Annotated in this window: 7 protein-coding genes and 2 pseudogenes; 2 read left to right on the top strand and 7 right to left on the bottom strand. The window is 35.9% G+C overall.

Features of this window, described 5'->3' with window-relative positions:
- Positions 1 to 33 precede the first annotated feature (33 nt).
- The 5 genes and pseudogenes from ACJ9PY_RS09025 to ACJ9PY_RS09005 form a co-directional block, all read right to left on the bottom strand.
- The gene (locus ACJ9PY_RS09025) at positions 34 to 534 is read right to left on the bottom strand and encodes a PPC domain-containing DNA-binding protein (RefSeq protein ID WP_411739818.1); all 501 of its coding nucleotides are present in this window, start codon (positions 532 to 534) and stop codon (positions 34 to 36) included.
- Positions 527 to 1303: an SDR family NAD(P)-dependent oxidoreductase gene (locus tag ACJ9PY_RS09020; RefSeq protein WP_411739817.1), complete on the bottom strand. Its 777-nt coding sequence runs from the start codon at positions 1301 to 1303 to the stop codon at positions 527 to 529. Before ACJ9PY_RS09020 ends, ACJ9PY_RS09025 begins: the two co-directional genes overlap by 8 nt.
- Positions 1304 to 1526: 223 nt before the next feature.
- Positions 1527 to 2303, bottom strand: coding sequence for an IclR family transcriptional regulator (locus ACJ9PY_RS09015; protein ID WP_411739816.1), 777 nt, complete (start codon positions 2301 to 2303; stop codon positions 1527 to 1529).
- 103 nt (positions 2304 to 2406) lie between these two features.
- Positions 2407 to 3342 carry a bile acid:sodium symporter family protein gene (locus ACJ9PY_RS09010; protein ID WP_411739815.1) on the bottom strand — a complete coding sequence of 312 codons (936 nt, stop codon included), beginning with the start codon at positions 3340 to 3342 and terminating at the stop codon, positions 2407 to 2409.
- A gap of 1802 nt (positions 3343 to 5144) precedes the next feature.
- A pseudogene (locus ACJ9PY_RS09005) lies at positions 5145 to 6441 on the bottom strand (IS110 family transposase).
- Between the two features lie 221 nt (positions 6442 to 6662).
- Between ACJ9PY_RS09005 and ACJ9PY_RS09000 the strand changes: the two are divergent.
- A pseudogene (locus ACJ9PY_RS09000) lies at positions 6663 to 6953 on the top strand (DDE-type integrase/transposase/recombinase); the annotation flags it as partial.
- 255 nt (positions 6954 to 7208) lie between these two features.
- On the opposite strand, the gene ACJ9PY_RS08995 reads toward ACJ9PY_RS09000, so the two are convergent.
- Positions 7209 to 8405, bottom strand: a complete 1197-nt coding sequence (locus ACJ9PY_RS08995; RefSeq protein ID WP_411739814.1) for a M20 metallopeptidase family protein — start codon at positions 8403 to 8405, stop codon at positions 7209 to 7211.
- A 210-nt stretch (positions 8406 to 8615) separates the two neighbouring features.
- On the bottom strand, positions 8616 to 9872 hold the full coding sequence (locus ACJ9PY_RS08990; protein ID WP_411739813.1) for an MFS transporter: 1257 nt from the start codon (positions 9870 to 9872) through the stop codon (positions 8616 to 8618).
- 223 nt (positions 9873 to 10095) lie between these two features.
- Here ACJ9PY_RS08990 and ACJ9PY_RS08985 point away from each other — a divergent pair, with 223 nt between their 5' ends.
- A complete protein-coding gene (locus ACJ9PY_RS08985; protein WP_411739812.1) occupies positions 10096 to 12204 on the top strand; it encodes a helix-turn-helix domain-containing protein in 2109 nt (702 codons plus the stop codon).
- Positions 12205 to 12504 lie beyond the last annotated feature (300 nt).

The following is a 12504-nucleotide window of genomic DNA, read 5'->3' as shown; positions in this document are numbered from 1 at the left end:
TGCACTTAATGTCTCCAGTTCAATCCCTCCCTCTTAATGTTTGGAAAAGTTAATTACTTTAAACCCTAAGTTTGCATCAAATTCACGAACAGCTCCTATGTTGTTACTAGCTGTTATAGAAAATTCTATTGTAATAAGTGTTGGATTTTTCCCTCTAAGAAAGTGCCCAGCACCCATTTCCCCGTCTTCGGTTATTACTAAGCCATGAAAATGCAAGTCCAATTCTTTAGATTCATTTTCACAGATGAATCCAGTACCACTTATAAGCTCAACAGGTTTTTTTATAGTAATTTCGCTTCCATAGCCTAAAGGCATTCCATTCATTGTTTTGAAAAGTACATATCCCACTTCCTTAAGTGAACCGATACAAGAAACGATGCCAGATTTGATGTTATGCTTTTCGCATTGCTCTAATATTCCATTCATAAGGTCAGATCCTGCAGAAAGCGATCCAAATATTGTGAAACTTTCATCAGCTTTATATGAATGACTTTGACGAGTCGTAGGTTTACTTCCTTCTGAAAGATTAACCAATGGCTGAACCACCACATACTTTAATTACTTCACCTGTTACATAATCAGATCCTGAAGAAGCAAGGTAAACAACTGCATCAGCAATGTCTTCGGGTGTCCCCATTCGTTGAATCGCCTGGTCCAACTTATAATTCATTCCTTTGGTAATGACTGTTTCTATAGGGCCAGGAGCAATGCTGTTGCAATTAATTCCTAACTCTCCCACTTCTTTTGCTATCCATTTCGTAAGAGCTATTACACCGCCTTTAGATGCAGCATAAGCCGGACCCGAACGACCACTTTCTTCGCCTTTTTCCCCTTTTTCACCTGAAATCGGTCCCCCCATAATCCCCGAAATAGAACTTATATTAATGATTTTCCCTGATTTCTGCCGTTTCATATGTGGATAAATTGCTGCTTGTGAAAAAAGGAAAGTTCCTCGCAGATTAGTATTGATGTCTCTGAACCACATTTCATCTGTCATGCTTTCTAAATCAAGGCGTGAGCAAGTACCTGCATTGTTCACAATTATATCGATGCTTCCAAAATGTTCAACCGTTTCATTTACTACTTGCTCCACTTGATCTCTTTCTTTAATATCAATCTTGTAAATAAACACTTTAGTTAAATGGTCTATCTCTTGAATTTCTTCTTTAGTCTGCTCACAGTTTAGTAGATCGACCAAGACTATATGTGATCCTTCTCTGGCTAATGCTTTTGCAGAAGCTGCACCAATACCTCGAGCTCCGCCGGTAATAATTGATACTTTATTTTCAAGTCTTCTCGCCATGGATATTCCTCCTAAAAATTGAATAGTAGATTACATGTACATTTTATAGAGCTCCACCAAAATTAAAGCGCTTACATTTGAGCTATTTAACAGTCTTATGAAGACTGGATGTACCTTTTTGTAATATTAGAAATTTTACGGAAGCGAATACATTTAAGATTACGAGAATTTTGATATTTCTTGTATATTCAAGCATGTAGCCCGTTACTTCAAAAGTAGCATTTCATAGTGTTAACAGGCTTTTAGACGCTTGATACCCCATTTTTGTTGAAATTTCTTTTGAAGCTTTAAGTAATGCAGTCACAATGTCATTGGGATCATTTCTTTCCTTTATTCTGCCAGCAATACCAGCTAAACAAATTGTTCGAATTGTTTTTCCATCTGCATCTTTTATAGGACAAGCAAAACCCTGAAGACCGATTTCATATTCTTCATTGTCCACGGCATAGCCAAGTCTTTTGATTGTGGAAAGTTCAGCTATTAATTTATCTTTATCAGTGATCGTGTTTTTCGTATAAGAAGTAAAATGTTCACTTTCCATATATTCATGGAGGCGTTCATTTTCAAGGGAAGCCAAAAATACCTTTCCAGATGCAACGGCATGTGCTGGAGCAGTTTTACCTGAATCAAATACAATTCTTACTGCATAGGAACTTTCCATCTTATCTTCATATTGACAACGGTATCCATTAAATGTTGCCAATAGAGCACTTTCCTGGAACTTCTCTGCAAGCGCAAGTAAGTAAGGCTTGCAAATAGCAACAATATTATATTGATTTTGTGCTTTAACACCTAGGTTAATAAAAGATTGCGATAAAGAAAAAGAGTTATCGGAGTGTTTATCTACATATCCAAGGTCTTGGAGAGTGGATAAAAATCGATGAAGAGTACTTTTATTAATATTGAGTTGTTTAGATAATTCGGAAGGTAGTCTTGATTTTAAGGCGAGCGCTTCAACTATTTCGAAAGCCCTCTCTACACTCTTGATTTTATAATCCACTATACTTCATTCGCTTTCTTCAGTTTCACATTATGAAACCATAGTTTTATTTTACTAAATTCAGAATAATTCAATTATTAACAAAAGTCAACATTATTGTAAATTAATACTTTTTTCTATTTCTTGAGAAGTAACTTGAAAAGTAAGATCCTAATGATAAATTAAAAATCATATTAATAACTGCTGGCACAGCCGCGATTTCTCCAAATACTTCAAGCGCTAAAATTGCTGCTAGTGCTGAATTACACAACCCCACTTCAAATAAAATTGGAATAGCATTTTCTTTCTTTATTCCTATCATTAGTGCAATCTTATATCCGCCAATCATAGGTAAGAGTACTTGTAAAAATACGGCACAAGCAATAAAAAATAGTAGATTTGTTGGTACAATAACCTGACTGCTTACTTTCCCTACTACACTTAAAACAATTAAAAGAATTGTAAGTGATGAGATGAGCTTTGAATATGGTTGGATTTTGTGAGTGTTCCCTCGAGAAAAATGATGAATTAACATACCAGCTATAATGGGCAAAATAACGATAATAAGCATCTTTTCCGCCATTTCAACAAAAGAAACTTGAACACTGCTGTCAGCAAACACATGCATTATGGAAGGAGTTAAAACTGGGGAAATAAATACATCAATAATACCCATGACTACAATTAAAGAAGTGTTGCCTCCAGCTATAAAGGTATATAACGTGGCAGCTGTTCCACTTGGTACACTTCCAGTCAATATCAATCCTGCCGCTAAGTCAGGATATTTCCAAAAGAATAGTTTTGCTAAGATTACAGAAACCAGGACAGTTAATGTCCATTTAAGAACAATCCCCGTACTCAAAACTAAGGTTGATCGTTTTACCTCCTTTAAATCCTTCCAGGACATTGTTAGACCTGTTAAAAATAAAACTAAACCTAATAAAAAACTGGTGCTCTCATAAAACCAAGAAAAAAATTCAGGTTTTAAAAAAGAAAAGATTGCAGTTACTGTAATATAACCTGGCAAAAACTTTGAAACATGATTATTTAGACTTTGCACTTTACCAGCCCTTCTTTCAAATTATCGCTATCATATTTAAAAAAAAAATTTTTTTCAAGGAATTTCATTTCAACTTATTGTACGGCTGGTTAAACTTTCCACTTTTTTGTAATTCGTAAAAGCGTAACTAACCTTAAAGGAAAACAACACAAAATTCTTCTGGTCAAGGAAGGTTAAAACGCAAATAATCCGCGACATGTATATCGCGAATTGCTTCCAGGAGGTCTATGACTATGAATACGCCCCATTCCCCACTCCGGCTTACTGTCAGTTAAATAAGGCGGCAGAGTTTGCTGGCGTGGAACATGTGGGCAACCATACCTTACGGAAAACTTTTGGCTATTGGTTTTTAAAAAACCGCGAAGGAAATTGCCATGTTGCAACGGATTTTACATCATTCCCATCCTTCGGTTACATTGCGTTATATCGGCATTACCGAAGAAGAAATGAATAATGTATTGAAATACTTTATTGAAATACTTTAGCACTTTTATAGACTCAAATAAGGAAAAGAAACTCGGCCTTTAGCTGTAAAACTCCCTAAAAAAACAACACTAATATTTTTATCATTGATTCAGTATAAACGTTACTTTATGAAAAAACTTCAGTCCGCTAGGGGGACGGGAACAAATATAAAAAACCAAAAACTCCCCTAGTAGAATAAAATCTAATCTTGATTTTGAATAAAGTTTGAGAAAATTAATATTAAGCACTTTGATTAATTGAACAATTAGCAAGAGCATAATTTTGAAAAATTTTGTTCAAAACATGCTCTTAACATAATTAATTGGATTAACCTTTTATAAAAAATTAAAATCATTTTTGTTTTCTTATTACACTAACCTGCACCGCGGGCTCCATAAGAAAAGAGCTGGTCGCATAGTTCTTTAAAGAACTAACACACCTGCCCTTTAAGGAAAATCTTCCTAATCTTTCGCTTTTTTCGGAAAAACTCACAATATTATGTAATACTCTGTCAATTGAAACCCGATTTATTTTTTCCCACCCTATATATTTCAGCCAATGTGTGGATATTCCTTTCTTAAACTCTTCTTTCCCTTTAGTTGAACATTCCCTGCTCATCTTCAACAATATTGTCCAATTGTTGAAAAAAGATCAAATTTTTCGAACTTTTTTTGATTGGTCCTGCATTAATAAAATGTCCTTCCACTAACCTCCCTCAATAAGCAGTAAGACACTTTTATGGTTAAATGAAGAGCTTGATTGTGTCTTACCCAAACAAATACGTGAAGCTACTAAGAAATATTTTTCGAAGAGCAACATATAAAACAAACCTCTCATAAAATCCTAAATTAACTGGAATTCCAGAGAGGTTTTTTGCTTAATTCATGAAAAATACATCGTTCATTACTCTAATGGTAACTAAAACCAGTTTTCAACTAACCTCCCTCAATAAACTAAACACAATCTCACGATTGCTCTAGAATTCTTAGGATTTCATAGTCATATCATTAACCGTTATCTATGTAAGCTTGGCATTACGCCTCAAGAATATGGATTTACCGAAAAAAGTGCATGCTAAACTAGCCAATCATAGGTAAAAATTGGTTTAAGCAATGTTATGATCGCACTTAGGATATCCACATGTCTCATGGAGGTCAACCCTCCCATGTCTCACAGAGTCGATGCTCCTACATTCCTTCGTTCAACCTTTCCATGAGGTGGATGTCGGTCATGCTGCCCCATCTAAGTCCTCACGTTAGTTGCTTTGCCGACTAATCCGTGCTTCACTTTTAATGAGTGTTAATTAAATAACCGTGTAACCATAAAAATCCGATGAACTATGCGACTGTTTGATGTGCTACAAATGTTGCCATATGAGGGATATCCTTTAACACCTTGTCTTCTTGAAACGTAAATTGTTTTTTACCGATTGAAAACAGAATTCGAATAAGCTTGTTACACAAGGCTATCAGAGATTGCATTTTCTTTAAGGGATTATGGGAACGTGTTGTGTAATATATATGAAGAGCTTTAAAAGCCTTGTTCTTTGCCACCAGTATCATGGCTGCCCGGAATAAGAGAGCCCTCAATTTCTTTCGTCCCCGTTTGGTAATCTTGGTCTGACCTTTGTGCTTTCCGGATGTGTTTTCTTTTAAACTTAAACCTGCTAATTTTACGATTTGGCGAGGGTGTTGATAGTCTCTGAGGTCTCCGACCTCTGCGAAAAACCCTGCTACTGTATCTCTACCGATTCCTGACACCTCTAACATCTGTGTGACACCTGGGATATGGTCTAATAACTGATCTAATTGATGATCTATTTCTTCGAATTTCATTTGAATAAAATCATACTTCCCTAGTAAAGCTCTCAACTCTAATTTCGCCATAGCTGCCCCTTGACGAATACCAATTTTGAACGATTGGCTGCTTCTTTAAGTGCTCGTATTTTCTTTAAGCCTATACTGCGTTTTACCACTTGTCTTAGGGAAAGTAAGAGCTCTTCATCCGTATACTTTACAAGTTCATGTGGCAAAGCTTCTAGCTTTAAAAAATGAATAGCTGCCTTGCCTTCCCAACTTTTGAACACCGTCAAAAATTCGGGAAAGTAACGATCAAGCCAGTTATGAACTTGTCCCTGAACGACCTGTAAATCAACGTTGAGAAGATCGCGAAGTTTTTTGGCCACTCGGAGTTCTGCATAAATTCCACGTGGAATTGTTGGTTCGGCGTATCTTCCGTCTTTGACTAACTGTGCGATGACTTTTGCATCTTTCACGTCATTCTTTGTAGGTGAATATCGTCTAATTCTTTACTTCGTTTAACATGTAGTGGATTGACTGATACGAACTTAATATTATTCTCTTTTAGAAGATGAGCTAGATTTAACCAGTAGTGACCGGTTGGCTCCATCCCTACAATCACTTGATTTAGCTTACACTCTTTAACAAGTTGGTTAATCCAATCTAGAAACGAATGAAATCCTGCTTTCGTATTTTCAAAGAAACACGTTTTCCCCAGTTCCAATCCTCTAAAATCTTATGCTCTTGCGACATGATTGTGTTTGGCGATGTCAACTCCGACAATTAAAGTTTCAGAAGTAATTTGAGTGATTTTATGATTTTGGTTATAATTCATTGTGAGGCCTCCGATAGATGTTTTTGTCCTTTTTAGCTGGCCAGCTCAGGACACATTCATCTTATCAAGAGGTCTTTTTTCGTTCAAACCTCATTTTCAGTTATTACAGGAATGCTGCCCCGTTAGTTGCATAAAGAAAAAGCTGCCTTAAAGACAGCTCTGATCTTCAGCTAACGCACTCGATAGTTTAAGTACATTTCTTCACAATTCAAGAAAGGCTGCATCCAGCGTATCCTTTAGCCATGAGCCAGTTAAAAGAGGAAAAGATGATGCCTGAAGGCGTTAAAATCAGACGAATACGGTACCTTAACAATCTAGTGGAACAAGATCACCGCTTTATAAAGAAGCGAGTCCGTTCTATGCTAGGATTAAAAAAGTTCCGAACAGCCAAACAAATCATCTGTGGAGTAGAGATGATGCATATGCTGAAAAAAGGACAACTTCAACAAGGGGTGAAGTCTGTCCAAAGCGAGATTGATTTCATACATAAATTATTTCGAGCAGCCTCATAATTCATAGATGAAAAGGATATTGTGATTCTATGTTTCACAGGTTATATTTGTACCGGAACCATCTGTTGGAAGTTCATTGTTTCCAATCAGCAATCCCAATAGATATTTTCTTTACGAAGTATTCATTTTCTAAAAAAACCATGTTACTTAAGATACTGTATGTTAAATCAATAACACTATTTTTAAAAATCATTAAACTAGTAAAAATATCCTGAAAGTAGGGAAACTTACTAGAAGAACAGTGATAAATTGTTTCTACCTTTGTACTTGTACTCGATCAGGTTTTACTTTCCCATCAGTGAGATAATGAAATGCGGATGAAATAAACAACTTCCCAATTTGCAACATAGATTTTTCTTCTACATCAAACATCGGATGATGATGCGGATACTCATGTCCCCCGCCAACATGGAAGAAAGTACCCGGCACTTTTTGTAAATAATAAGCAAAATCTTCACCACCCATTGCCTGTGGAATATGGATTACTTTTTCTTGGCCAAAAAGATTATTCGCGAGTTCCTCCACTCTTTTCGATTCTTCTGGATGGTTCCAAAGGGCAGGATAACCTCTACGATAATTATATTTTGAGGTTGCACCAGCCCCTTCACATGTTGTTTTAGTTATTTCTCCGATCGTTTTTTCTATTAAGTCTCTAACATCTTCATCAAATGTTCGAACTGTTCCAGTAATTTTTCCCGTTCCAGGAATAACATTAAATGTTTGACCACTATTAAATGAACCGATTGTCAATACAGCCGGTTTTATTGGGTTCACACGGCGACTTACAATTTGTTGTAAGTTCAACACTAGCTGGCAGCCTGTTACAAGAGGGTCCACACTTAAATGCGGCATTGCCCCATGTGCGCCTTTTCCATAGATCTCAATTTCAAAAGAATCGTAAGCAGCCATCGAATAACCCTCACGTACACCTACTGACCCTGTTGGAAACGTGGCTGCTACATGAGCTCCATAAATGACATCCACCCCTTCCAGACAACCGTCTTCAATCATGAATTTCGCTCCTCCTGGAAGCTGCTCTTCAGCAAATTGATGGATAAATACAACATTTCCTTCGATTTTGTCCTTCACTTCACTTAATACTTTCGCTACTCCAAGCAAAGCAGCTGTATGAATATCATGTCCGCAAGCGTGCATGACGCCAGGAATTCGAGATTTATAGTCTACTTCTTTTTCATCTTGAATTGGAAGAGCATCAAAATCTGCCCTTAATGCTACTGTCTTGCCCGGTTTGCCTCCTTTTAGAAACCCGACTACACCTCTACCACCTACACCTGTTTTTACTTCTATTCCTAAAGTTGATAAAAAGGCAGCAATCTTTTTTGGTGTGTTTTCTTCCTTAAAGGATAGTTCAGGATACATATGTAAATCTCTTCTAAAGTTCACTAGGTCTGGATACAGTTCTTCCAATCTGTCAAATAAGTTTTCTAGCATGTTAAAAGCACCCCTTTATATCATAAAATTAATAAAACGGTTTTATTACTACCATTTTAAATGAAAAAAAATTATGTTTTAAAAAAAGCTGACTAATGAAATGGGCTGGATCGAAGCCATTTTTCCTTGCTTAAAAATGCTATTCAGCATATTTTTTAATTTGCTAGGGTTATATTTCACGGTTGCTTTAATCCTTTTCCTTAATAATAGTTATTGGACCGTTGCATTTCTATCTGGGTATTGTTTCGAATGATTATTGGTATTAAGCGTTAGTCCGACAAGTCCTGCAAAAATAGTTGATGCAATCAAGAACCAGAATGCCGCATCATAGGAACCATTGAAAGCACCAATTAAAAATCCAATAGCAAGAGGAGCTACAAATCCTGCAATCTGACCTCCAAAATTAATGGTCCCGATCGCCGTTCCAATTACTTCTGTTGGAAGCAATTTATGAGGGAGAGCAAAAACTGTCGCTAATACAAATGATTTAACGACACTTATCAAGATTGAAAAGGTAATGACAAGGGAAACTGTTGGAGCCTTAAACATAAAATAAAGAAAGACAGCCGTTAAGACGGAACTTGCAACTAAAAAAATTTTTTCACGCCCAGTTATCTTATCTAAAATCCAACCGCCCATAATAGTTGCAAATCCTCCAACAATGGCAGGCAATGACAATAGCATACCTGATGACATCAAATCAATATTTCGTACCGTAACTAAATAAGTTGGCATCCAGGAAGCAAGCCCCCAGTTAACAATACCGATTCCAAACCAAATGACGATTAACTTCCATACTACTTGCATTTTTAATAAGTCTCTTACTGGTATTACTTTATTTTTAGAAATTTGCACTTTTTCCACTTTTGCTTCTTTTAATTCTTTTACTTCAGACCGTGGGCGAATAAACAACCAAAATAGAACAGCAACGACAATCCCAAGTACACCGGTAATAAAAAACATGTTTCTCCAGCCATGTGCAACAATTAGTGGTGTCGCAAGAATCGGTGCCAGCGCCCCGCCAAAGTAATTCGAAGACATAATCGATGACGATGCCCTTGCCCTCTGCTCCTTCGGAAACACTTCAGCAACTGTCTTTTGACTGGCAGCAGGATAGCCTCCTTCACCTAGTCCAAAAAGAAACCGGATCACGATTAGAGAAAGCATCGACCACGCAAATCCTGTTAAAAAGGTGAATAAAGACCATAAGACGACCGACCAAATGAGCACTTTCCTAGAACCGAACTTATCTGCCAACCAGCCGCCAGGAATTTGCATGAGTGCATATCCTGCGAAAAAAATGCTAAGGACAGTCCCGTAAGCTTCTGGGCCCAACTGAAACTCTTCACCAATTTGTACCATGGCAATGTTAATTGAAACTCGATCAAGATAAGAGACCATCCAACCAAGAAATAAAAGTGCAAGAATTATTATTTTGTTTTGTCCTTTTCCCACTAACCGTTCCATTTTTGACCTCCCATTGCTTTTTAAATAATAGTATCCTCTGGTTACAATCAAAGAAGAATCTATTTTGAAACGGTTGATTTGCGACAAAGTGCTAAATAAAAATTCGCAGCACAACTCACGTATTGAAATTTTATATTATTCAGAATATTATTACAATGTAGGTTTTTAACGTATATATTTGTGATATGTGTAAATTTTTACACAAAAGGAAGGAAGGAATAAATTGAATATATATGAAAAGATACTTGCATTTTTCAATACTAAATATATAGACACTTCTTATCAGATTTGGATACGCAAACCACTAGAGGAGAATTTCAATTTAGCTTATAAACAGGGTAAAGAGGATATTGAAAAATTGCCATTAACTGAAATAGATCATGAGCAATCTACGCTTTTGTATGAAGGGGGAGATACATATCTATCATTTTCCTATTTGGAAGATTATCAGGTGATCGTTTGTGTGTTAGATAAAGAATGTTTTTTCAATGTTAATGAGCTCGACCATTTAAATCTGCTTTTTTACTGTTTTTTTACACATGAGATGTTCCAAGTAAGAGAGAACGAACTTGAAAAACTAATGGAAGGCATGCAATCTATTAGCTCATCTCTTGATCTGGATGAATTGCTGACAAAAATAGTCGGGAATGCTCTTGCAGTTATTACTGCTGTAGATGCAGGATATTTACAACTTTATGATGCTGAAATTGAACGGTTAGTTCCAAGTGCATCGGTTGGTTTTAACCAGCAGATTCAATATTTTAAAACAAAAATCGGTGAGGGGATTACTGGAAAAGTCTTTATGGATGGAAAAGCCAGAGTTCTCAACTCTAATGAAGAAGTTATAAACGAAATGTTTGTTAACAATATGTCAAATGAAAATTTATTCTACATTTCTTCATCCGCGATAAGCTTGGATGTGAGAGCAATCATGTGTGTACCCGTTTCAATTGGAAGTAAGCGAATTGGAATAATGATTGTTCATCAATACGATACAAAAAGAAGATTGACAGAGCGTGACTTGAATTTATTACAAGGATTTGCGAATCAAGCAGCGGTCGCCATTGAAAATGCGCGCCTATACACAAAAGTGAGAATGAGTTTAGAAGAAGTTACTAAATTGAGTAATCAATTAAAGGAGAGAAATCAATTTCTTTTAAAAAGAAATGAGGTTCACGAAACGTTAACAAAGCTTTCACTGCAAAATGAGGGAGTACAAGCTATCATTATGGAATTAAATCGAATGTTAGATACCCAGATTGTTTTTGCTGATTTTTTAGGAAATGAGTTTTATTTCAATAAGCCAAATCAAATTCCTCCGTTAAGCATTGACGAAATATCAATTTTGTTCTTTAAACGTCAGTACCCTGTTTATATTGATGTATATGATCAACAAGCATACAGATATTTTATATACCCCATCATCAATAGAACCGTTTTTTTAGGCTGCTTGATCATTACTCTTCTTAGACCTCTTTCACATCTTGAGCGGATTACCATTGAGCAAGGGAGCTCAACCCTTGCATTAGAATTGGCAAAACAGCATACATTGACTGATGTGTATTACAAAAAGACACATGAATATTTTACCGAGTTATTAGAATACAAAGAGCCAGAACTACTTTTAACAAAAGGGAAAGAACTTGGTTTAAATATGAACTCTATCATGTTTGTCACCTTATTTAAAATTAGATCCTATCAAGATTTGCAAGTTTTAGAAGCTATCATTCATCGATTGGTCTCGATTATTAAACAACAAATGGCTAGAGCCGAAAAGATCGTTTATGGCTTTCATAATAAAGTTACACTTCTAATTTCTTTATCAAGTGCAGATCATATTTCTTCAATTACTAAACTGCTTGATTCAATCATTAAAGAATGGAACAGAAAAGACGGACCGCCATTGAGTGCCGGAATCGGCAATTCTTATTATGGTGTTGAAAATATCCGAAAAAGCTATGATGAAGCTGGTAAAGCTCTTTCGTATTTAACAGAGCAGAACAGGCCTGGTATGATAAGATATGGAGAAATTGGACTTAATCGCTTTTTCTTAAATCAAAAGCCCGAAGAAATAGAAAGGTTTTTGAACGAAATATTTTCACCATTATGGTCTCATAAAGCAAAGAAAAATGAATTAGAAAAAACATTGTTAGTCTATACAAATTCAAATCGTTCTGCAATACAGGCAGCTGAAAAATTACATATTCATATTAATACACTGTACCAACGTCTAAAAAAAATTGAAGAAGCCTTAAATCTAAGTTTCAATAATACTGAAGATATGCTGAAAATTGAGTTAGCCTGTCACTTGAAGAGAACTTTTAATACATAGAGATGAATTTATTTTAAAAGTTACCTTTTAAAGTCTAAGCTTAAAACAACGTTCAAAGGTCAGTGTTTTTCATTATTTACATTAAGGGGTCCTACCGATGGAATTACCCCATGCCCTTAAAATCATACCTCTTGGGGTTCCTGTATCAAGCTAAGTTAAAATTATACCGTCAAAAAGAAAAAACGCTATGCTTATCGTAAGAAGTTTACGAGAAAGGATGGTGTTTTTTTTATGAATCCTGCCATTTCAATTGAACTGAATCTATCTCACAAGAGCTACAGTACTTTTTATGGTTCTCGT

This window comes from Peribacillus sp. S4, assembly GCF_046715815.1.
Taxonomy (GTDB): Bacteria; Bacillota; Bacilli; order Bacillales; family DSM-1321; genus Peribacillus; species Peribacillus frigoritolerans.
Note: the sequence above shows the minus strand (reverse complement) of the source record. Positions and strands in the feature narration are given on the sequence as shown.